Consider the following 21,704-nt stretch of genomic DNA (forward strand, 5'->3'; position numbering starts at 1 on the left):
ACAGCAGCGCAGCACCTATGAGGAGGACCCCTCACATGTCAGTGATGCGTGACTCGCGGCGCAGACTCGCCGCCGCCAGCGCCATAGCCGTCGCCGCTCTGGCCCTCGGCTCCGTCTCCGCCCTCCCGGCCACCGCGGCCGAGGCCGCTCCGGAAGGTGTCATCCAGAACGCCGGAGCACCCGGCACGGTGGCCGGCAGCTACATCGTCACCCTCGACGAGTCCGCGCAGGCGGAGACGGCGAAGGGCCGCGCGGTCGCGGCCGAGTACGGCGCCACGATCAAGAAGACGTACACCTCGGCGCTCAACGGCTACCACCTCGAACTCTCCGAGGCGCAGGCGAAGAAGCTCGCCGCGGACCCGGCCGTCGAGTCCGTCGTGCAGAACCGTGTCTTCACGGTCAGCGGGACGCAGCCCTCCCCGCCGTCCTGGGGCCTGGACCGGATCGACCAGCGGGCCCTCCCGCTGAACCAGAGCTACACCTACCCGGACAGCGCGGGTCAGGGCGTCACGGCGTACATCATCGACACGGGTGTACGGATCTCCCACAGCGACTTCGGCGGCCGGGCGTTCAACGGCTTCGACGCCATCGACAACGACAACGTCGCCCAGGACGGCCACGGCCACGGCACGCACGTCGCCGGCACCGTCGCGGGCTCGGCCTACGGTGTCGCCAAGAAGGCCAAGATCGTCGGCGTCCGCGTGCTCAACAACCAGGGCTCCGGCACGACCGCGCAGGTCGTCGCCGGCATCGACTGGGTGACCCGGAACGCCGTGAAGCCGGCCGTCGCCAACATGAGCCTCGGCGGCGGCATCGACTCGGCCCTCGACACGGCCGTGCGCAACTCGATCGCCTCGGGCGTCACGTACGCCGTCGCGGCGGGCAACGACAACTCCAACGCCTCCAACTACTCGCCGGCGCGCGTCACCGAGGCGATCACGGTCGGCTCCACGACCAACACCGACGCCCGCTCCAGCTTCTCCAACTACGGCAACGTCCTAGATTTGTTCGCCCCGGGCTCCTCCATCACCTCGGCCTGGAACAGCAGCGACAGCGCCACCAACACCATCTCCGGTACGTCGATGGCGACCCCGCACGTCGCCGGAGCCGCCGCCGTCTACCTGGCGGACAACCCGTCGGCGACCCCGGCGCAGGTCTCGACCGCGCTGACCACCGCCGCCACCCCGAACGTGGTGACCAACCCCGGCACCGGCTCGCCGAACAAGCTCCTCTTCGTCGGCGGCGGCACCACCCCGCCGCCCGGCAAGAAGTTCGAGAACACCGCGGACTACGCCATCGCCGACAACGCGACCGCCGAGTCCCCGGTCACCGTCAGCGGCGTCGCCGGCAACGCGCCGGCCGCCCTGCAGGTGCCGGTGAACATCGTCCACACCTACATCGGTGACCTCCAGGTCCAGCTGATCGCCCCCGACGGCACGGCGTACACGCTCAAGGGGTACGGCACCGGCGGCAGCGCGGACAACATCAACACCACGTACACCGTCAACGCCTCCTCCGAGGTCGCGAACGGCACGTGGAAGCTGCGGGTCAGCGACAACGCGAACTACGACACCGGGAAGATCGACTCCTGGGCGGTGCAGTTCTGAAGCCTTGCCCGTGGTGCGTGGTCCATGGCGGTGACGCCTGATCGCCTGGACCGCAGGGCATAGCGCGTGACACCGGGGGCGGTCGCCGACGGGCGGCCGCCCCTTCCGTCATGCCCGTACGGGTCGAGCGCGGCCGCCCCGGGCCACCGGATCGAGTCCCCCGCCCTTCGGCCCCGCTCCCCGGACCGCGTACGATGCGCGCGCCCGTTCGTGTGTTCGTATCGCCAGGCCCAACAGGAGCGCCGTACCCGTGGAGTCCCTTCCGCCGCCCCAGGATTCCCCGCCCCCGCGGCAGAACTGGGCCGCTCCCGGCACGGGGCCGGCCGACCCCGGACCGACCCCCTCCGGCCCTTACGGGGGCCCCTACGGCCCCGGCCCCGCGCCCGGTCCCGTCCCCGGCCCCGGGTCCAACCCCTACGCGCCCCCTTACGGGACCGGCCCCGGCCCGCTCGGTGCGCCGCCGCGCGTGACCAACGGGTTGGCCATCGCCTCCCTGGTCTCCGGCATCCTCTGCTGCCTCCCGCCGCTCGGGCTGGTCCTCGGCGTGATCGCCCTGCCGCGGATCAAGAAGAGGAACCAGACCGGGAAGGGCCTCGCGATCGCCGGTATCGCCCTGTCCCTCACCAGCTCCCTGCTGCTGACCCTCGGTCTGGTGACCGGCGGGATCGGCAAGGCCTGGAAGGGGGTCGAGGAGGGGCTCGGCGAGGCGTCCCGCTCCGCGTCGACGTACGGGCTGCGCACCGGCGAGTGTTTCGACGTCGACGGCACCCTGGACGCCCTCGACGCTCCGGTCGAGGAGGTGAACTGCGCCGTCGCCCACGAGGGGGAGGTCACCGCCACCTTCCCGCTCACCGGCTTCACGAAGTGGCCGGGCGACACGGTGCTCGACGGGATCGCGTGGGACCGCTGCGAGCGGCTCGGCGATGAGTACGCCCTGGACTCCTGGGTGGTCCCCGAGAACGTCTGGACGTACTACTACCTCCCCACGAGGGAGAGTTGGCGGACCGGCGACCGGACCGTGATCTGCGCGCTCGTCACCGAGAGCGAACCGGTCACGGGGTCGCTGCGCAACGACGAGACGATGCTCGACGCCGACCAGGTCCACTTCCTCCGGGCCCTCAACACCTTCGACGCCGCCCTGTTCGACGAGCCGGAGGCGGGCCCGTCGGAGGACCTGAAGGCCAACACCGCCTGGGCCTCCCGGGTCCGCACCGCCCTCACCGGGTCCAGCCGGAGCCTGGCCGGCCACCGCTGGCCCGGGGACGCGGCCGCTCCGGTGGCCGAGCTGGTCAAGGAGATGGACGCGGCGGCGAAGGAGTGGGCCGCGCTGGCGGGGGCGGCCGACGCGGCCGCCTTCCGCGAGCGGTACGACACGGCCTACGACCTCACGGCCTGGGGGTCGGTGTTCGACGTGCGCACGGCCCTGGGACTCCCCGACGAGAGCGGGACGCAGGGCGCGGGGGAGGGCGGTACGCAGGGCGGCGGGCCCGGCTCGGAGCCGGGGGAGGCCGTCTGAGGCAGGCAGTGGGGCCGAGTCGCCTCAAGGAGACCCGGCCCCGGAGGCGGTCTGAGGCAGGCAGTGGGGCCGGGTCGTCTCAAGAAGACCCGGCCCCACTGCCGTACGCCGCGCGCCTCAGCGGCGGCCGAGGCCCCGGTCGACCGAGTTGATCAGCTCACCGTCGGGGGTGTCGCCGTCCAGCGACCAGAACATCGCGCCTCCGAGCCCCTTGGCCCGGACGTACGCCGCCTTGGTGCGCAGCACCTGCGGGTCGTCGTACGTCCACAGCGTCGTCCCGTCGAAGAGCCACGCGTGGCCGTTCCGCCAGTCGCGGTGCACGGTGTACGCCCCCGAGTCGGCGAGCTTCTTCAGGGCCTTGTAGTCCTCGTAACCGTTCGCCCAGGTGGCGGGGGCGGGGCCGGCCGCCGGGTGGCCCATGCCGTTCCCGCCGCCCGTCACTCCCGTCCAGCCCTGGCCGTAGAACGGCATGCCGACCACGAGTTTGCGGGCGGGCGCGCCGCGCCGCAGCCAGTCGCCGACGGTCTGGTCGACGCTGAAGTCGCCGCGGCCCGCGAAGAGGGCCGACTGCTGCGCCGTGGTGGACTCCCAGGGGCCGTGGAAGTCGTACCCCTGGAGGTTGACGAAGTCCAGGTCGCGCATGATCTTGCGGACCTCGAAGCCCGCGTCGATCTTGGCCGGGGCGGTGGGGACGAAGGCGGTCAGCTCGTAGTGCTTGCGCTTCTTGCCGCGCTCCGTGGCCTTGGCGTACGCGTCGAGCTGGCTGCGGAACTCCCGTACGAGAGCGGTGAAGTTCTGCTTGTCCTCCGGGCGGTGGACGGTGTCGACGTCACCGGCCGAACCCGGCCACTCCCAGTCGAGGTCGATGCCGTCGAAGATTCCGGCGGCGGCTCCGGCGCCGCCGCGGGCGCCGTCGACGGGCAGGTCGCCCTTGATGTAGAGGTCGATGCAGGAGGAGACGAACGCCTTGCGGGAGGCGGGGGTGAGGGCCGCGTCCGAGAAGTGCGTGGACCAGCTCCAGCCGCCCAGCGAGATCATGACCTTGAGGCCGGGGTGCTTGGCCTTCAGCTCGCGCAGCTGGTTGAAGTTGCCGGCCAGGGGCTGTTCGGCGGTGTCGGCGACTCCGTCGACCGAGCCCGCCGCGTCCAGCGGGCGGACGTAGTCGGCCCAGGCGTCGGCCTCGCCGGGGGTGTTGCCGGTGAAGCACTTGCCGTCGGGACCGACGTTGCCGAAGGCGTAGTTGATGTGGCTCAGCTTGGCAGCGGTCCCGCTGGTCTCCAGATCCTTCACCTGGAAGTCGCGTCCGTAGACGCCCCATTGGGTGAAGTACCCGACGCGCTTGTACGACGGGCCGCCGTGGCCGTGGCCGTGGCCCGAGGAGGTGGGGGATGCGGGGGACGAGGAGGCCCGGTCGCCCGGGGCCGCGCCGGCGGTGGGCGCGAAGGCGGCCACCAGACCGAGGGACACGGCGGCGATCGCCAGCCGGGCAAGGGGTGTTCGACGCATGAGGCTCGTTTCCTGTGCGTGTGCCGGAAGGGAGCTGTGCTCACAGGAACGTATTGGTCTGGACCAATGGGGTCAAGGGGTTCGGCGGATCTCGGCACTTCCCGGCGGGCCGCTGCGTGCGCCCCGTGGTCATACCTGCGGTAAGAGCGTGCGTAAAGGCAAGTCATCACTTCGAGTGAAACTTTGGCCCATGCTTGCGGGTGTGCACCGTGGGTTGTCACTCTGTAGCTGTCCGTCAAGCTGAGGGGAGTGTCCAGTGACGTTCGGTGAGCAGCCCGCCTATCTTCGCGTGGCGAGCGATCTCCGGGAGAAGATCGCCAATGGCTCGCTGCCGCCGCACACCCGACTGCCCTCGCAGGCCCGCATCCGCGAGGAGTACGGCGTCTCGGACACGGTCGCGCTGGAGGCCCGCAAGGTGCTGATGGCCGAGGGCCTGGTGGAGGGCCGCTCCGGGTCCGGGACGTATGTCCGCGAGCGGCCGGTGCCGCGCCGGATCGCCCGGTCCGGGTACCGCCCGCCGTCCGGCGCCAGCCCCTTCCGCCAGGAGCAGGCCGCCGACGGGGCGCGCGGCACCTGGGAGTCCAGCAGCGAGCAGGAGCAGGCGAGCGCGACCGTGGCCGCGCGGCTCGGCATCGAGCCGGGGGAGCGCGTGATGCGCACGCGGTACGTCTATCGCGACGCGGGCGAGCCGATGATGCTCTCCACCTCCTGGGAGCCCCTCGAGGTCACCGGCCGGACCCCCGTGATGCTCCCCGAGGAGGGCCCGCTCGGCGGCTGCGGGGTCGTCGAGCGCATGGCCGCGATCGACGTGGTCGTCGACAACGTGGTGGAGGAGGTCGGGGCGCGCCCCGGCCTGGCGGAGGAGCTGCTCGCGCTCGGCGGCGTGCCCGGCCATGTGGTGATGGTCGTCGAGCGGACGTACTACGCGTCGGGCCGGGCGGTCGAGACCGCGGACGTGGTCGTCCCCGCCGACCGCTACCGCATCGCCTACCACCTCCCGGTGCGCTGACCCGGCGGCTTGATCCGAGGGCTTGACCGGCGGGCGCGAGCGCGGGGCGAGGGCGGCCGTCCGACGGCGCTGCACGCGGCCGCGCCGACCCCGCGCATCGGGACGCCCCCGCCTGCCGGGCCCTGCCTCCGCGCCCGCCCGCCGGGCCTTTCCCGCTGAACCCTCCTCCCTGCCCCCTCCCCCCGCCTGGCCACGCCCCCCTTTCCCGACACCTCGCATGAAATTCCGGACATCGCCGTCGGCCCTTCCCGCCGGCCCCTGTCCGCTCGGCGAACAGCTCTCGGGCGCCGCCGCCCGGCCCGGTCGGCGGTAAGAAACCCGAGGCCGCGGGCCCTGCCCCGGCCCCGGCGCCGGACGATGTCCTCCTGCCCAAGAGCCGACGCCCCGTCAGGTCGTTGGGCTTCCCTTCGATGGTTCCCGGCCGGATTCGTACCTCTTCGTGAAAACCCGTATCCGCTGTGTAAAGGTCAGGCGTAAGCTCAGGCATATGCGGATTGCGGTTTCCTGGAGATCCTTTGAGATGTCCGTACCGGCGGAGGGAGAAGCCCGATGACCGACAGTGGTCCTGTCCTTCCCTGGCTGGTCATACGGCAGGACGACAACGGCAACCGCTATCGCGTCGGGCGGTACGCCACCCAGGACGAGGCCCAGAAGATCGCCGACAGCCTCGACGCGAGCGGACACCGGCAGCTCTACTGGGTGGAGCGCATCGGCCAGCCCGCTCTCTGACCCCCGCGGGATACGCTCCCGCCCATGACAGAGCAGAGCGCGGACCGTGTGATCGTGGTCGCCGGAGCCGTGTACGACCGGGGGCGGCTGCTGGCCGCGCGCCGCAGCGCCCCCGTCGAACTCGCCGGCCGGTGGGAGTTGCCCGGCGGCAAGCTGGAGCCGGGGGAGAGCGCCGAGGACGCCCTCGTCCGCGAGCTGCGCGAGGAGCTCGGCGTCGAGACCGAGCCCGGCGAGCGCATCCCGGGCGAATGGCCCCTCAAGCCCGGCTACGTCCTCCAGGTGTGGACCGCCCGGCTCCTCTCCGGTGAGCCGCGCCCTCTGGAGGACCACGACGAACTGCGCTGGCTGGCCCGCCATGAACTCGACTCCGTCGACTGGCTCGACCAGGACCGCCCCGCCGTCGCCGAGGCGGGACGACGGCTCCCGGCCATCCCGGCGGACGACGCGCGCGCCTGAAGGGCCAGGGCTCCGGGGCGACCGGAGCGCGGGGCCGCCGCCACCCCTTCGGGCCGGCCCCGAAAGCCCGGGAAGAGGAGTCGTAAGGGGAGGCCCCGCTTCCGTGTGCCCCTCCGCGCGACCCTTCGTACGCCGTTCGTGCCACCATGCGCCTGCGAGTGACATCCCGCGATATCCCGCCCCGAATATCGGGTATGTCCTGAATAACCCCCCGAAAGAGGACTGGGTCTTCCTGCTGATGCTGGGTTGGGGAAGTGATCGGGTGTGATCGACACCGAAGGCGACTGTGCCGAGTGGTCCTTCCCCGCGGAGGCCGACGCCGTGCGCACCGCCCGCCACGCGGTACGCGACACACTCCGGGCCTGGCGGCTCGACGCGGCGATCGGTGATGTCACGGTCCTGCTGGTGAGCGAGCTGGTGACCAACTCCCTGCGCTACGCCTCCGGCCCGATCGGGGTGCGGCTCGTCCTCCTCCACGCCGACGGCGAGGGCTCCGCCCACTACTCCGCGCTCCTCGTGGAAGTCTCCGATCCGCTTCCGGATCCGCCCACCGAACGCTCCGCGGGCCCCGACGACGAGGGCGGTCGCGGTCTGCAGCTCGTGGCCTGTTCCGCTCGCCGCTGGGGAACCCGCAAGGGCAGGACGGGCAAGACAGTGTGGTTCGAGCTGGCTCTGCCTGGTTAGAAGACGGGTGGGACGACGATCAACGGGAGCTCGGCTCAAAATGAACGAGACCACCCTGTGATCGTGAACGTCGTGCCGTCGGGGGCCGTAGTGCTGAATACTGCGGGCATGGCCGGTCCGGTGCGGTGAGCTGGAGGGGACGGTCGCGTGAGCGAGATACCTGAGTCGGCGAGCGGCGTCGTGTGGCAGAGCAGCCCGCCCGGCTCGATCTATGACTACATCCGGGTCGCCTCCTTCTCGATAGGGCCCGACGGGCTCGTCGACCAGTGGAGCCGCCGGGCCGTCGACCTCTTCGGCGTGCCCGCCCAGGAGGCGATGGGCAAGGACCCGGTCGAGGCCTTCATGCCCGCCGACCTGCGGGAACGAGGCCGGCGCCGGGTGGCGGAGGTCCTCGACGGCAAGGAGTGGACGGGCCTCGTCCCCTTCCGCATCCCGGGCCAGAAGCGTCCCGAGGGCATCGCCGAGATGTACGTCATGCCCAGCGAGACCTCCGACGGGGAGCGGGCCGCGCTGTGCATCGTCGTCGACGTGCGGGCGCTGCGGCGCATCGAGACCGACCTCGCCGCCTCACAGGCCATTTTCGGCCAATCGCCCTTCGGCTTTCTGCTGTTCGGCACCGACCTCACCGTGCAGCGCGCCAACCAGCGCTTCGCCACCGTCTTCGGCGGCTCCGCCGACGACCACCGGGGCCGTACCGTCCACGACTACCTCTCCCGCCCCGAGGCCGACCGGATGACCGCCGCGCTCCGGCGGGTCCTGGAGACCGGCGAGTCCGTCAACGACCTCCAGATCGTCGGGGCCGCCCCCGGGTCCCGCGACCGGCGCCACTGGGCCATCAACCTCTACCGCGTGCACAGCGGCACCGGCCGGCCCATCGGGGTCGCCGGGCTCGGCATCGACGTGACCCGCCGGCACAACGCCGCCCGGGAGGCCCGCAACGCCCGCCGCAACCTGGCCCTCCTCAACGAGGCGGGCGCCCGGATCGGCAACTCCCTCGACCTGGAGGCCACGGCCCGCGAACTCCTCGCCGTCGCCGTCCCCGGCTTCTGCGACCTCGCCTCCGTCGACCTCTACCAAGGGCTGCTGACCGGCGACGAGGCCCCGCCCGGGCGGTGGGGCAGCTCCCACGACGTGGGCTACGGCGCGGGCAGCGCCGAGCTGCGCCGGGTCGCCTTCGCCAGCGCCGTCTCCGACGCCCCGACCCGTGGCCCGCTCGGGGAGCCCGGCGCCGAGGGCGGCTGTTGCGGCACCGAACCGGTCGAGGTCGGCTCCGTCCACCGCTACCCCTTCAACTCGCCCTGCGCGGGCGCCCTGCGCACCGGGCGGCTGCGCACGATGCCCGGCGAGGAGGGCGGCCTCGTCCAGTCCACCCTCGTCGTGCCGATGGTGGCGCACGACACCGTCGTCGGACTCGTCCAGTTCTCCCGTACCAAGGGCAGCGAGCCGTTCGGCGAGCGGGACCGGGCCCTCGCCGTCGAACTGGCCGCCCGCGCCGCCGTCTGCATCGACAACGCCCGCCTCTACCGCCGCGAGCACGAACGCGCCCTGATCCTCCAGCGCAGCCTCCTGCCGCCCGGCGACCCCGAGGCCGCCGGTCTCGACATCGCCTGCCGCTATCTCCCCGGCACCGCCGCCACCGAGGTCGGCGGCGACTGGTTCGACGTCATCGAGCTGCCCGGCCACCGCACCGCCCTCGTCATCGGCGACGTCATGGGCCGCGGCCTGCGCGCCGCCGTCGCGATGGGCGAACTCCGCACCGCCGTGCGCACCCTGGCCCAGCTCGACCTCGAACCCGCCGAGGTCCTCTCCCACCTCGACGAGATCGCCCGCGGCCTCGGCGCCCCGGCCGGCGCGCAGCAGAGTGGCCGCGCCCACAAGGCCCGCGGGCCCGAACTCTCCGAGGTCTACCTCGCCACCTGCGTCTACGCGGTCTACGACCCGGTCACCCGGCGCTGCACCTTCGCCAACGCCGGCCACCTGCCCCCGGTCCTCGTCGAACCCGGCGAGCGGGCGCTCCTCCTGGACGTGCCGCCCGGGATGCCGCTCGGCGTCGGCGGCGAACCCTTCGAGGAGGTGGAGGTCGAACTGCCGGAAGGCTCCCTGCTCGCCCTCTACACCGACGGGCTCGTCGAGTCGCGGGACCAGACCCTCGACGACGGGCTGCGGGCCTTCCGCAGCGCCCTCACCGACCCCGCGTGCCCCCTCGAGGACGTCTGCGACCACGTCCTGACCACCCTGGACACCTCGCACGGCGAGGACGACATCGCGCTCCTGATGGCGCGGATCCAGGGCCTGCCCACGGAGGCGGTCGGCGACTGGCGGCTGTCGAGGGAGCCCCGCTCGGTCGGCCGGGCCCGTGAACTGGCCCGCGCCCAGCTCACCGCCTGGGACCTCGAACCCCTCGTCGACACCGTCGAACTGCTCGTCAGCGAGCTGGTCACCAACGCCCTGCGGTACGGCGAGGGCGAGATCAGACTGCGGCTGCTGCGCGACCGCACCCTGGTCTGCGAGGTCTGGGACGCCGGCCTGGTCCAGCCGAGGCGCCGCCGGGCCCGGGACACCGACGAGGGCGGCCGCGGGCTGCAGCTCGTCGGCCTGCTCAGCGCCGCCTGGGGCTCGCGCCGCACACCGAGGGGCAAGACGGTCTGGTTCGAACTGCCCCTGCCGGACGGCGACGGGGTCGCCGAGCCGACGGTGGAGCAGCTCCTCAGCATGTTCTGACGGCGGGACGGCTTGGCGAGCGCGACGGCGTGATGGCTTGGCGGCGGGACGGCCCGGTCGCCCGGCAGCCCGGTGGCGTACGGCTCGACGCCCCGGCCCGCACCCCGCACCCCCGCCGGACTGGCGGCGCGAAGTGCGGGCCGCGTCAGCCCTTGAGCGCCGCGAGGCGGGCCTCGATCTCCGCGCTGTCGCCGAGCGCGTCCAACTGCTCGAACTGCGCGTCCAGCGAGGAGGCGGCGAGCTCCTGCTTGCCCATCGCCTTCGCCTCCTCCCGGCGCACCTTGTCCTCGAAACGGCTCAGCTCGCTCGTCGGATCCAGGACGTCGATGTCCTTCACCGCGTCCATCATCCGGTTCTGCGCCTGCGCGGACGCGGAGCGGGCCACCAGCTCGTCGCGCTTCGCCTTCAGTTCACCGAGCTTGTTCCCCATCTGGTCGAGCCCGCGCTTGAGCTTCTCCACCACCTCGGTCTGGGAGGCGATCGTCGGTTCGGCCGTCCGCGCCTCCTTCTCCGACTGGAGCTGCCGGCCCAGCGCCACCTTCGCCAGGTTGTCGAACCGGTCCGCGTCCGCCGTCTGCCCCGAGGCCCGCAGCCCGTCCGCCTTCCGGCTGGCGGCCAGCGCCTTCTCGCCCCACTCCTTGGCGGCGTCCACGTCCTCCTGGTGGTCCTGCTCCATCAGCCGCAGATTGCCGATGGTCGTCGCCACGGCCTCCTCCGCCTCCGCGATGTTGCTCGTGTAGTCGCGGATCAGCTGGTCCAGCATCTTCTGCGGATTCTCGGCCTGGTCGAGCAGGGCGTTGACGTTCGCCTTCGCCAGCTGGGCGACACGGCCGAGGATCGTCTGCTTCGTCATGGTCCTTCTCCTTGCGCGCGAATGGTCGACAGGTTCAGAAACGGCCGCCGCCGCCCCGCCGGCCGCGGGTGCCCCCACCGCCGAAGCTGCCGGGCCCGCCCCCGCCGCCCGTCCCCCCGAAGCCACCGCCCCCCATGCCGCCCATGCCTCCGAAGCCGCCCAGGCCGCCGCCTCCCCGGCCGCCTCCGAAGAGCCCGCCGAGGATGATCCCGCCGAGCACCGCGCCGCCGAGACCGCCGCCCCCTCCTCCCGGGCCGGCGAAACCGCCGCCCGCCGGGCCGCCCGGACCGTTCGGATTCCCGTACGTACGGACGTCCTGCTCGGCCAGCTCCTGCGCCCGCCGGGCCAGCGCGTCCGCCTGCCGGGCCTCCGCGAGCGCGCCCTGCGGATCCTCGGCGGCGAGCGCCTGCGCCTCCGCGAGCCGGCGCTGCGCCTCGGTCAGTCGGGTACGGGCCTCACTGCCCACCGCGCCCCGGTGCGTCGTGACGTAGTCGGTGGCCGCGCCGATCGCCGAACGGGCCGTCAGGAGCGCCTGCTCCAGGAGCGCACGGGCCCGCCGTGACCCCGACTCCCGCTCCCGCGCGCCCTCCAGCGCCTCGTCGAGCGCGCCGTCGGCCTCCTCGACCCGGCGAAGCGCGTCGATCGGGTCGTAGCGGCCCGCCTCCGTCATCCGCCGCACATCGGCGACGACGGACTCCGCCCGCGCGATACGACCCCGCAGATCGGCGGTGGAGACCCCCTCCGCCGTGCCCTGGAGCAGACCGCGGGCATCGGCGAGGTCGGCCTCGGTCTCGCTCAGCGCCGTGTCCAGCCTGCCGACCGCCTCGGCCAGCTCCCGCGCCCGCCGGTCCACCGCCTCGCTCAGCCGGGCCGCCTGGTCGACGGCGCTCTCGGCCGCCCTGATGTGCACGGCCGCGGCGCCGTGGTCGCCCGCGTCGACGGCCTGCCGGGCCTGGTCGAGGTTGGCCGTGGCGAACACCAGCCGGTCCTTGGCCTGCTCGACGTCGCTCCCGACGGGGGAGGCCGCCGACTCGGCGTACCGGCCGCGCATCGCGGTCAGCGCCGCCTCCGCCGTGACGACCCGCCCGGACTGCTCCCGGCACGCGGCCTCGACCGCGGCGAGCGCCTCGGGGGCCCGGCGTTCCAGGTCCCGCAGCCGGTCGAAGTCCTCGGACTCGCCGTCGAGCCGGGCGTTCGCCTCGCCGCACCGCCGGAGGATCTCCTCCAGCATGGAGCGGCGGGTCGCGTCGTCCTCCGGGAACGCGTCGTCGAGCCGCTGACGCAGCCGGAACGCGGCCGTCAGCTCCTCCTGCGCGAACGCGACGGCCTCGGTGAACGGCTCGACCGCCTCCTCGCCGAACTGGGCGGTCGCGAAGCCGAGCTCCTCCCGGCTGGTGCGCAGCGCGTCGTCGGTGGCCACCAGCGTCCGGCGGGCCTGGCCGTCCAGCTCGGACAGCGACGGCGCGGCGGGCTTCCTCGGCGCCCCCGGCCCCGCGCCCTCGCCCCAGCCCGGGGCGCCGCCCCCGTCGGCGGCGTCCCCGCCCGGCTCCCGCGCGCCCCAGCCCTCCCGGCCGCCCGCCGGGGTCGTACGGGTCGCGGTGCGCCGACGCCGCTTGGTGTACGCGTACGCCACCACGGCCCCCGCGCCGCCGACGAGGACGACCGGGAGCACCAGGTCCGTCGCCCAGCCGCTTCCGTCGTCCGCGCCCCCGGGATCGGCGGCCCCGGGCGTGATCGTGGGCGTGGGCACCGGCCGTCCGGCGAGCACGGCGTCGAAGCCGTTCGCCGCGCCGATCGCCGCCCCCGCCCAGTCGTTCTGCCGCAGCGCGGGCTCCACGGCGGTCCGCGCCACGTCGTCGAGCTGGGCCTGGGTGAGGCGCGCGTCGGGGTCGGCCGAGTAGCCGTACTGCCGGTCGTGCGTGGCGACCGCGAGCAGGACGTCGTCGACGCCCAGGCCGTTGCGGACGGCGGTGGCGTCGGCCCAGTCCTGGGCGGAGCGGCCGGAGAAGTCGCGGACGTAGACGACGAAGAGCTGCACGCGCCGGTCGTCGTAGAGGCGGTCGAGCGCCCGGGTGACCGCGCTCCGGCGGTCGCCGAGCGCTCCCACCGTGTCGGTGACCTGCCCTTCGCGGGACAGGACGACGGGGTCGTCGGACCGTACGACAGGAGCTACGGCAGGGGCTACGGCGGGGGAGTCGGCACGGGCGGCGGAGACGGCGGGCACGACCGGCCACCCCGCCGCCACCAGCGCCGCGAGCAGGAGTCGGGTGGCTCTTCGCGTCACATGGGGAGGTTATGTCCCGTTCTGATCACCCGCGACCGGGCGGAACCCCGATTGCTGGGCAAGGCGTCACTGTCAGTGGCCACCCCTACGGTGGTGATCACGAGTACGGCGACCTTTGGGGGCACGGGTGAGCGGACGCGTACGGAACTGGTGGCGGCGGGGACGGGGGCGGTGGATCGTCCTCGGCCTCGTCCTGCTGCTGGTCCTGCCACCGGTCGGCAGCGCTCTCGCGCTGCGGCTCAACTACGCGGGAGACCTGCGGCCCGGGACGCAGACCCGCGGCAAGGACGCGATCTGGCTGGGCCACGCCTGGGTGGACGGGCGGAAGAAGGACGCCGATCTCACGGCGTTCGCCGCGCGGATCAAGGACACCGGCATCCGTGACCTGTACGTCCACGCGGGCCCGCTTGAGCACGACGGCACCCTCCCCGCCGACCGCTACCCCCGCGCGAAGTGGCTGATCGAGGGCGTGCACCGGACGATGCCCGGAGTGCGGGTCCAGGCGTGGCTGGGCGACATCCTCGCCACCGAGGGCCCGGAGGGGCTGCGGCTGGAGGACGCCGGATCGCGGGCCGCGGTGGTCGGCTCGACGCGGCAGATCCTGGACGCCGGGTTCGACGGCGTCCACTTCGACCTGGAGCCGCTGCTCTCGGACGACCGGAACTACCTCTCCCTCCTCGACGACCTCGGTGAGCTGACCAGGGCCCGCAAGGTGCCGCTCTCGGTCGCCGCCCACCAGATCGACCCCCTGCCCGCCCTGCACGCGGTGAACGGCGCCGTGAGCGGCAGCGAGAAGTGGTGGTCCCAGCGGTTCTTCGGGGAGGTCGCCCGCCGGGTCGACCAGATAGCCGTCATGTCGTACGACACCTGGATGCCGCTGGAGGGGATGTACGGCGGCTACGTCGCGCAGCAGACCAGCCTCGCCCTGGAGGTCACGCCCGACACCACCGACCTGCTGATGGGCCTGCCGTTCTTCCACGAGGACGACCTCGGCCACCACGAGTCGGCGGAGACCGTCGAGGCCGCGATCCGCGGCACCCGCCTGGGGCTGGGGCGCACGGACCCCGGCCGGGCGCGGTTCGGCGTCGCGCTCTACGTCGACTTCGCCGCGCGGGAGGGGGACTGGACGGCGTACCGCGAGGGCTGGCACTGAGTCCCGGCCGGCGGACTGCCCCGCCGACCCGAGCCCCCGCCGCCCCGCACCCATCCGACCCGCGCCCCGCCGACCCGCGCCCCGCCGACCCGCGCCCCGGGGGGCCGCCCGGTACGCGGTTGGGCCGCACGGGTGGGCTTGAGCGGCCGTGTCGCCGTGTCGCCGGGAACGGCGCGGCTCCTTCCTCTTCAGTGGATGAGCAATAGGTGTGATCATCGCCAAATGCCATAAAACTGGACGAAGGGGTACAAGTCATGTCCCAAGTCGGCGCCCCTCGCGGGAGGACATGCTCCAGGAGCCCCCGCTCCCGCACACTCGCCTCCGTCGCCACGCTCACCAGTGCGGTGCTCGCCGTCTCCGTGCTGGCCGGCTGCAGCTCCGGCGACGACGCCGACTCCTCGTTGGTCGCCGCCCCGGACCACGCGCCCGCCGCGCGCGCCCGGGTCGACGACGGCGGCACTCTGCGCTGGGCCGTGGACGCGCTGCCCGCCACCCTCAACACCTTCCAGGCGGACGCCGACGCGGCGACCACCCGCGTCACCCAGGCCGTGCTCCCCTCCCTCTACGTCCTCGACGAGCGCGGCCGGCCGCAGCGCAACCCGGACTTCCTGGAGTCCGCGCAGATCATCGAGACGGAGCCGAAGCAGGTCGTCCTCTACAAGCTCAACCAGCAGGCGGTGTGGAGCGACGGCCGGGAGGTCGGCGCCCCCGACTTCGTGGCCCAGTGGCGCGCGCTGAGCGGCCGTGACACGGCGTACTGGACGGCCCGCAACGCCGGGTACGAGCGGATCGAGAAGATCGAGCGCGGCAAGAACGACCTGGAGGTACGGGTCACCTACGCCAAGCCGTACGCCGACTGGCAGTCCCTCTTCACCCCTCTCTACCCGAAGGAGGTGATGGGGTCCCCCGACAGCTTCAACGACGGCGCCCGCGCCGCGCTCAAGACGACCGCGGGACCGTTCCTGCTCGGGCCCGTCGACCGTGACGCGGGCACCGTCACCCTCTCGCGCAACCCCCGCTGGTGGGGCCAGCCGGCCAAGCTGGACAAGGTGGTCCTGCGGGCCGTGCCCCGCGCGGAGCGGGTCGAGGCGATGGCCGCCGGCAACCTCGACCTGGCCGAGATCGACCGCTCCGCCGCCGACCGGATCGCCCTGGCCGTCAAGGACGCCCGGTCCGGCCAGCACGGAAGCCGGCCGCTTCTGCACGGGCCCGGCGCCGCGATCACCCCGTCGGCGGCCCTGAAGTCCTGGGCGCTCGCGCACGGCTCCGACGAGGAGCAGGCGGCCACGGTCCAGGCGGCCCGCGAGAAGAACCGGCAGGCCGTCGCGCGGTACGCGAAGGAGCAGGGCGCCCTGAGCGCGTTCGCCGTACGCAAGTCCCTGGAGCCCGTCTACACCCAGCTGTCGCTGAACGGCGAGTCGGGGCCCCTCTCCGACGAGCGGGTACGGCGGGCGGTGGCCCGGGCGATCGACCGCCAGGCCCTGGCCGAATTCGTGCTCAAGCCGCTCGGGCTGCCGGCCCAGCCGCCCGGCAGCCACCTGGCCCTCGCCGGGCAGGCGGCGTACAAGGACAGCAGCGAGGCGCTGGGCGGCCAGGACACCGAGGAGGCGCGCGCGCTCCTCGCGGACGCCGGTTGGGTGCCCGGCGGTGCCGCCACGAAGCCGGGCGGGACGAAGGCGGGCAGCGAGGCGGAGAAGAAGAAGGGGGCGGCCTCGGCCTCCGCCACGGCGGACGCCGAGAAGAAGCCGGCCGAGAAGGCACCGGCCGCCGAGAAGAAGCCGGCGGAGACGAAGCCGGCGGGTGCGACGCCCATGGAGGGGAAGCCGGGCGCCGCCTCGAAGACGGCGGAGAAGAACCCGGGGGAGAGGACCGACGGCGCCCGGCCGCCGGCCGGGAAGCCCGCGGCCGACGTCGCCTCCGACGAGGGCCTCTACATCGTCGGCGACGACAAGCCGGGCGACACGGCGGCGGCCCCTTCGGACGACAAGGCCCGCACGGCCGACGACAAGGCCCCCCGGGCCGCCGAGCCCGCGCTCGCCGCGACCGGACCCGGGAGCGGCGTCGACATCCTCGCCCCCGCCCCCGGCGCGGCCCTGCAGAACGTGGCCCTGCTCCGCCAGGCCGCCTCCCTGGGCGCCGCCCGCCGGGCCGCCGGGACCGAGGCCGGCACGGCGACCGAGTCGAAGGCGCAGGCCCAGCGGTCCGACCGGGCCACCACCACCGACAAGGGCGTCGCCGGGGCCTACGCCCCGCGCGGCACCGCGGCCCCGGCCGTGCCGGCGGCCGCCGTCCAGCCCCTCGGCAAGGACGGCAAGGCGCTCAGTCTCCGCTTCGTCCTTCCCTCGGGACCGGGCTCGGAGACGCTCCGGGCGGTCGGCGACAAGATCGTCCAGATGCTCGACGTGGTGGGCATCCGCACCACGGTGACCAAGGTCTCCGACGACAGCTTCTTCAAGGACCACATCGCGTCGGGGGAGTACGACCTGGCGCTCTACTCCTGGCCCGCCACGGCCTTCCCGGCCACCGACGCCCGGCCGATCTTCGCCAAGCCCGAGCCCGCATCGGACGGATCCCTGCTGGTCGAGCAGAACTACGCCCGTGTCGGCACCGACCGCATCGACCAGTTGTTCGACCAGGCGGTGGCCACGCTCGACGAAGAGGAGGCCCGGGAGCTGGTCCGTCAGGCCGACGCCCGGATCTGGGCCGCTGCAGGATCGATTCCCCTCTATCAGCGCCCCCAGCTCGTCGCCGCGCGGAACAACGTCGTGAACGCGGGAGCCTGGGGCTTCGCGACCCCGCGCTACCAGGACATCGGGTTCAAGAAGCCCGAAACGGCCAAGGGAGCCGAGCGCAATACCGCCAAGTAGCGGAAAGAGCAGGTCACAACCTCAGATGCAGCTCAAGTTGCTTGCCCGCCGGTGACCCCGGCGGGCAGGATCACCACCGGCCCTTTGACCCGGCCGGCTGTATCCGCACTCCGCACCCCCAGTGCACCGGCACCACGGCACCATCACACTCCGGAGGCATCCCAAAACCTCCGGTCCCACCTCTCGGATCCGGTCGGGGAAGCCCCTTGCATGGCGGCCCCGTACCATGGGACGTAGCCGTGGCGCGTCCGCCCGGCGGGCGTAAGAGGAACCGACGCCGCATCCCACGATCCGAGAGAAGCGCAAGCACCCATGCCCACGCGCCACGACATCCGTAACGTCGCCATCGTCGCCCACGTCGACCATGGCAAGACGACCATCGTCGACGCCATGCTCAAGCAGGCCGGTGCCTTCGCCGCCCACCAGCACCTCGACGACCGCATGATGGACTCGAACGACCTGGAGCGTGAGAAGGGCATCACGATCCTCGCCAAGAACACGGCGGTGAAGTATCACCCCAAGGACGGCGGGGCCCCGATCACGATCAACATCATCGACACCCCCGGCCACGCCGACTTCGGTGGCGAGGTCGAGCGCGGTCTGTCGATGGTCGACGCGGTCGTTCTCCTCGTGGATGCCTCCGAGGGCCCGCTGCCGCAGACGCGCTTCGTGCTGCGCAAGGCCCTGCAGCAGCGCCTGCCCGTCATCCTCTGCATCAACAAGACGGACCGCCCGGACTCCCGGATCGACGAGGTCGTCAACGAGACCTACGACCTCTTCCTCGACCTGGACGCGGACGAGGACCAGATCGAGTTCCCGATCGTCTACGCCTGCGGCCGTGACGGCGTCGCCTCGCTGACCAAGCCGGAGGACGGCACCGTCCCCGCCGACTCCACCAACCTGGAGCCGTTCTTCTCCACCATCCTGGAGCACGTCCCGGCCCCGGTGTACGACGACGAGGCGCCGCTGCAGGCCCACGTCACCAACCTGGACGCCGACAACTTCCTCGGCCGCATCGCGCTGCTCCGCGTCGAGCAGGGCGAGCTGCGCAAGGGCCAGACGGTCGCGTGGATCAAGCGTGACGGCACCATCTCCAGCGTCCGCATCACCGAGCTGATGATGACCGAGGCGCTCACCCGCAAGCCGGCCGAGGTCGCCGGCCCCGGTGACATCTGCGCCGTCGCCGGTATCCCCGACATCATGATCGGCGAGACGCTGGCCGACCCGGAGAACCCGATCGCGCTGCCGCTGATCACGGTCGACCAGCCGGCGATCTCCATGACCATCGGTACCAACACCTCGCCGCTCGTCGGCCGCGGTGGCACCGGCAAGGGCGCGGACGCCAAGTCCGCCGTGAAGGACCGCAAGGTCACCGCCCGCCAGGTGAAGGACCGTCTGGACCGCGAGCTGATCGGTAACGTCTCGCTGCGCGTCCTCGACACCGAGCGTCCGGACGCCTGGGAGGTCCAGGGCCGTGGTGAGCTGGCGCTCGCCATCCTGGTCGAGCAGATGCGCCGTGAGGGCTTCGAGCTGACCATCGGCAAGCCGCAGGTCGTCACCAAGCTCGTCGACGGCAAGGTCCACGAGCCGGTCGAGCGTCTGACGGTCGACGTGCCCGAGGAGCACATGGGCGCGGTCACGCAGCTCATGGGCGTCCGCAAGGGCCGCATGGACAACATGTCGAACCACGGCTCCGGCTGGGTCCGCATGGAGTTCGTCGTTCCGTCCCGCGGCCTCATCGGCTTCCGTACGGAGTTCCTCACCAACACCCGCGGTACGGGTATCGCGCACTCCATCCACGAGGGCCACGAGCCGTGGTTCGGCACCCTGACGACCCGTAACAACGGCTCGCTGGTCGCCGACCGCGCGGGTGCGGTCACCGGGTTCGCGATGACCAACCTGCAGGAGCGCGGCGTCCTCTTCGTCGACCCGGGCACCGAGGTCTACGAAGGCATGATCGTCGGCGAGAACTCCCGCGCCGACGACATGGACGTCAACATCACCAAGGAGAAGAAGCTCACCAACATGCGCTCCTCCTCGGCGGACTCCTTCGAGGCGATCGTCCCGCCGCGCAAGCTCTCCCTGGAGCAGTCCCTGGAGTTCTGCCGCGACGACGAGTGCGTCGAGGTGACTCCGGAGGCCGTGCGCATCCGGAAGGTCGTCCTGGACCAGAAGGAGCGCGGCCGCACCGCCTCGCGCGCCAAGCACAACTGACGCTGAACGGCGCCTTCCGCTTATAACACGCCGGTTGACGCCGTCTCACCGCAAGGCCCGGGCCCCCGCAGACACTGTGGGGGCCCGGGCCTTTCGTCAACTCGATTTCATGGGCGCCGTGTCCGGATATCGGCCGTCGCTCTCCGGAACGTGTGTTAACGGTCCGTTTCGGGGGTGTCTGTCTGTGATCGCTTTGTCCGGATTTCGGTCTCATGGCCCGTGGTGATGTTGCCAAAACGAGACCGCTTAAGTGTGGTTTACAGCTCTGGCGTACTTAATAGTTGGCTCCATTGAGCTCGGGTCAATGGGTCACGCACTGTGGGGAGTGCCGACTCACGAGCACACTCAGGGCACTTGAGTGCAACGCCGTCAGGGGTGTCGGCGGACTCGGAGTGCCCTTCTTGTAGTGACTAAGTGGACTCATGAGGAGGAACCCATGCGCGGTGCCAAGAGCGCCAAGTGGGTAGTGGGCGCGATCGTCGTCGCCCTGGCAGCGACCGCCTGTGGCGGGGGTAAGAGCGACGGTGGCAGCGACGCCAAGGGCGCTGTTGACCCGAACGGGATCTTCTCGATCGAGCTCGGTGAGCCGGAGAAGCCCCTTTACACCGGCGACACGATGGAGTCCAACGGCTCCGCGGTCATGGCCGGCCTGTTCTCGACCCTGGTCGACTACAAGGCCGACGGCTCGCTGGAGATGATCAACGCCGAATCGGTCACCACGACCGACTCGAAGACGTGGACCGTCAAGCTGAAGCCCGGCTGGACGTTCCACGACGGCACCCCGGTGACCTCGAAGTCCTACGTGGACGCGTGGAACTGGAACGCCAACATCAACAACGCCCAGGGCCTGTCGTCCTGGTTCGCGGACATCAAGGGCTTCGAGAAGCTCCACCCGGAGGCGGAGGGCGCCAAGCCGTCCTCCGACAAGCTCGACGGTCTGAAGGTCGTCGACGACAACACCTTCACGATCGAGCTCACGGGCGCGGTCCCGGCCTTCGGCCACAAGCTCGCCTACATCGTCTTCGCTCCGCTGCCGGAGTCCTTCTACAAGGACACCAAGGCCGCGGGCCAGAAGCCGGTCGGCAACGGTCCCTACAAGTTCGAGTCCTGGGACCACAAGAAGCAGATCAAGATCGTCCGCTACGACGCCTACAAGGGTCCGAACAAGGCGAAGAACGGCGGTGTGGTCTTCAAGAACTACACCACCCTCGAGGCCGCGTACGAGGACCTGAAGTCCGGCAACGTCGACGTCCTGCGCCAGATCGGCCCGAAGGACCTCCCGGTCTACCGTCAGGACCTCGGCGAGCGCGCCGTGGACCAGGCGTACTCCGCCGTCCAGTCCATCGCCGTCGCCTTCTACGCCGACCAGTGGAAGAAGCCGAAGCCGGTCGACCCGAAGGTCATCCAGGGTCTGTCCATGGCGATCGACCGTGCCACCATCACCAAGACGGTGCTGCAGGGTACGCGTGAGCCGGCGACCGGCTGGGTCGCGAAGGGCGTCCTGGGCTTCCAGGAGAACGCCGCGGGCGACATCACCAAGTTCGACCCCGCCAAGGCCAAGGAGCTCATCAAGGCCGGCGGCGGCGTCCCGGGCAACAAGATCTCCGTCCAGTTCAACGCGGACGGCGGTCACAAGGAGTGGGTCGACGCGGTCTGCAACAGCATCACGCAGGCCACCGGCGTCCAGTGCGTCGGCGACGGCAAGCCGGACTTCCAGGCCGACCTGACCGCTCGTAAGAGCAAGCAGGTCAAGAGCCTGTACCGCTCCGGCTGGGTGCTCGACTACCCGGTGAACTCCAACTTCATCTCCGACCTGTTCCGCACGGGTGCGGCGGGCAACCAGGGTGACTTCTCCGACAAGGCTCTGGACGCCAAGATCAAGGCCGCCGACGGCGCCGCGACGCTGGACGAGTCCGTGAAGCTGCACCAGGCCATCGAGAAGGACCTGGTCAACTACATGCCGTCGATCCCGCTCTGGTACTACAAGGTCAACGCGGGCTACTCGGAGAAGGTCTCCGGCGTGGCATACGGCCAGGACGGCGACCCGATCCTGACCGGCGTCGAGGTCAAGAAGTAATCACCCGAGCGTAGTCCGCACGCCGATG

The 21,704-nt window shown here is 71.9% G+C and carries 14 protein-coding genes; 11 read left to right on the plus strand and 3 right to left on the minus strand.

Annotated elements, in window-relative coordinates; all coding sequences use genetic code 11:
- The first annotated feature begins 35 nt into the window (after positions 1-35).
- On the plus strand, positions 36-1,607 hold the full coding sequence (locus ACZ6RC_RS09000) for a S8 family peptidase (protein ID WP_469580262.1): 1,572 nt from the start codon (positions 36-38) through the stop codon (positions 1,605-1,607).
- Positions 1,608-2,073: 466 nt separating this feature from the next.
- Complete coding sequence (locus tag ACZ6RC_RS09005) at positions 2,074-3,123, plus strand: DUF4190 domain-containing protein (protein ID WP_469580266.1); 1,050 nt, start codon at positions 2,074-2,076, stop codon at positions 3,121-3,123.
- 117 nt (positions 3,124-3,240) lie between these two features.
- Here ACZ6RC_RS09005 and ACZ6RC_RS09010 read toward each other — a convergent pair whose 3' ends face one another.
- The gene (locus ACZ6RC_RS09010; protein ID WP_469580268.1) at positions 3,241-4,629 is read right to left on the minus strand and encodes a glycoside hydrolase family 18 protein; all 1,389 of its coding nucleotides are present in this window, start codon (positions 4,627-4,629) and stop codon (positions 3,241-3,243) included.
- Positions 4,630-4,885: 256 nt separating this feature from the next.
- Between ACZ6RC_RS09010 and ACZ6RC_RS09015 the strand changes: the two genes are divergently transcribed.
- From ACZ6RC_RS09015 to ACZ6RC_RS09035, 5 genes are all read left to right on the plus strand, one after another.
- The gene (locus ACZ6RC_RS09015) at positions 4,886-5,638 is read left to right on the plus strand and encodes a GntR family transcriptional regulator (RefSeq protein ID WP_391139412.1); all 753 of its coding nucleotides are present in this window, start codon (positions 4,886-4,888) and stop codon (positions 5,636-5,638) included.
- A gap of 549 nt (positions 5,639-6,187) precedes the next feature.
- Positions 6,188-6,367 carry an SPOR domain-containing protein gene (locus ACZ6RC_RS09020; protein WP_391139411.1) on the plus strand — a complete coding sequence of 60 codons (180 nt, stop codon included), beginning with the start codon at positions 6,188-6,190 and terminating at the stop codon, positions 6,365-6,367.
- Positions 6,368-6,391: 24 nt separating this feature from the next.
- The gene (locus ACZ6RC_RS09025) at positions 6,392-6,823 is read left to right on the plus strand and encodes a (deoxy)nucleoside triphosphate pyrophosphohydrolase (protein ID WP_469580270.1); all 432 of its coding nucleotides are present in this window, start codon (positions 6,392-6,394) and stop codon (positions 6,821-6,823) included.
- A gap of 264 nt (positions 6,824-7,087) precedes the next feature.
- Positions 7,088-7,507 carry an ATP-binding protein gene (locus tag ACZ6RC_RS09030; protein ID WP_391139409.1) on the plus strand — a complete coding sequence of 140 codons (420 nt, stop codon included), beginning with the start codon at positions 7,088-7,090 and terminating at the stop codon, positions 7,505-7,507.
- Positions 7,508-7,654: 147 nt separating this feature from the next.
- Positions 7,655-10,228 (plus strand): SpoIIE family protein phosphatase, encoded by a 2,574-nt coding sequence (locus ACZ6RC_RS09035; protein WP_469580275.1) that lies wholly within the window; start codon positions 7,655-7,657, stop codon positions 10,226-10,228.
- 145 nt (positions 10,229-10,373) lie between these two features.
- Here ACZ6RC_RS09035 and ACZ6RC_RS09040 read toward each other — a convergent pair whose 3' ends face one another.
- Positions 10,374-11,081 carry a PspA/IM30 family protein gene (locus ACZ6RC_RS09040; protein ID WP_469580276.1) on the minus strand — a complete coding sequence of 236 codons (708 nt, stop codon included), beginning with the start codon at positions 11,079-11,081 and terminating at the stop codon, positions 10,374-10,376.
- Between the two features lie 34 nt (positions 11,082-11,115).
- Positions 11,116-13,365: a TPM domain-containing protein gene (locus ACZ6RC_RS09045; RefSeq protein WP_469580279.1), complete on the minus strand. Its 2,250-nt coding sequence runs from the start codon at positions 13,363-13,365 to the stop codon at positions 11,116-11,118.
- A 127-nt stretch (positions 13,366-13,492) separates the two neighbouring features.
- Between ACZ6RC_RS09045 and ACZ6RC_RS09050 the strand changes: the two genes are divergently transcribed.
- The 4 genes from ACZ6RC_RS09050 (at position 13,493) to ACZ6RC_RS09065 (ending at position 21,676) form a co-directional block, all read left to right on the plus strand.
- The gene (locus ACZ6RC_RS09050) at positions 13,493-14,518 is read left to right on the plus strand and encodes a glycoside hydrolase family 18 protein (RefSeq protein ID WP_453613476.1); all 1,026 of its coding nucleotides are present in this window, start codon (positions 13,493-13,495) and stop codon (positions 14,516-14,518) included.
- 254 nt (positions 14,519-14,772) lie between these two features.
- Positions 14,773-17,385 carry an ABC transporter substrate-binding protein gene (locus ACZ6RC_RS09055; RefSeq protein WP_469580282.1) on the plus strand — a complete coding sequence of 871 codons (2,613 nt, stop codon included), beginning with the start codon at positions 14,773-14,775 and terminating at the stop codon, positions 17,383-17,385.
- Between the two features lie 312 nt (positions 17,386-17,697).
- Positions 17,698-19,599 (plus strand): translational GTPase TypA, encoded by a 1,902-nt coding sequence (gene typA, locus ACZ6RC_RS09060; protein WP_469580285.1) that lies wholly within the window; start codon positions 17,698-17,700, stop codon positions 19,597-19,599.
- Between the two features lie 436 nt (positions 19,600-20,035).
- Positions 20,036-21,676 (plus strand): peptide ABC transporter substrate-binding protein, encoded by a 1,641-nt coding sequence (locus ACZ6RC_RS09065; protein WP_453613479.1) that lies wholly within the window; start codon positions 20,036-20,038, stop codon positions 21,674-21,676.
- Positions 21,677-21,704: the final 28 nt, after the last annotated feature.

It is taken from the genome of Streptomyces sp. NPDC048353 (genome assembly GCF_055587165.1).

Bases quoted from the DNA above. Each gene is read 5' to 3' on its own strand.
- ACZ6RC_RS09000 (WP_469580262.1), top strand. From the start codon at position 36: ATGTCAGTGATGCGTGACTCGCGGCGCAGACTCGCCGCCGCCAGCGCC.
- ACZ6RC_RS09010 (WP_469580268.1), bottom strand. From the start codon at position 4,629: ATGCGTCGAACACCCCTTGCCCGGCTGGCGATCGCCGCCGTGTCCCTC.
- ACZ6RC_RS09020 (WP_391139411.1), top strand. From the start codon at position 6,188: ATGACCGACAGTGGTCCTGTCCTTCCCTGGCTGGTCATACGGCAGGAC.
- ACZ6RC_RS09025 (WP_469580270.1), top strand. From the start codon at position 6,392: ATGACAGAGCAGAGCGCGGACCGTGTGATCGTGGTCGCCGGAGCCGTG.
- ACZ6RC_RS09040 (WP_469580276.1), bottom strand. From the start codon at position 11,081: ATGACGAAGCAGACGATCCTCGGCCGTGTCGCCCAGCTGGCGAAGGCG.
- ACZ6RC_RS09055 (WP_469580282.1), top strand. From the start codon at position 14,773: ATGTCCCAAGTCGGCGCCCCTCGCGGGAGGACATGCTCCAGGAGCCCC.
- typA (WP_469580285.1), top strand. From the start codon at position 17,698: ATGCCCACGCGCCACGACATCCGTAACGTCGCCATCGTCGCCCACGTC.
- ACZ6RC_RS09065 (WP_453613479.1), top strand. From the start codon at position 20,036: ATGCGCGGTGCCAAGAGCGCCAAGTGGGTAGTGGGCGCGATCGTCGTC.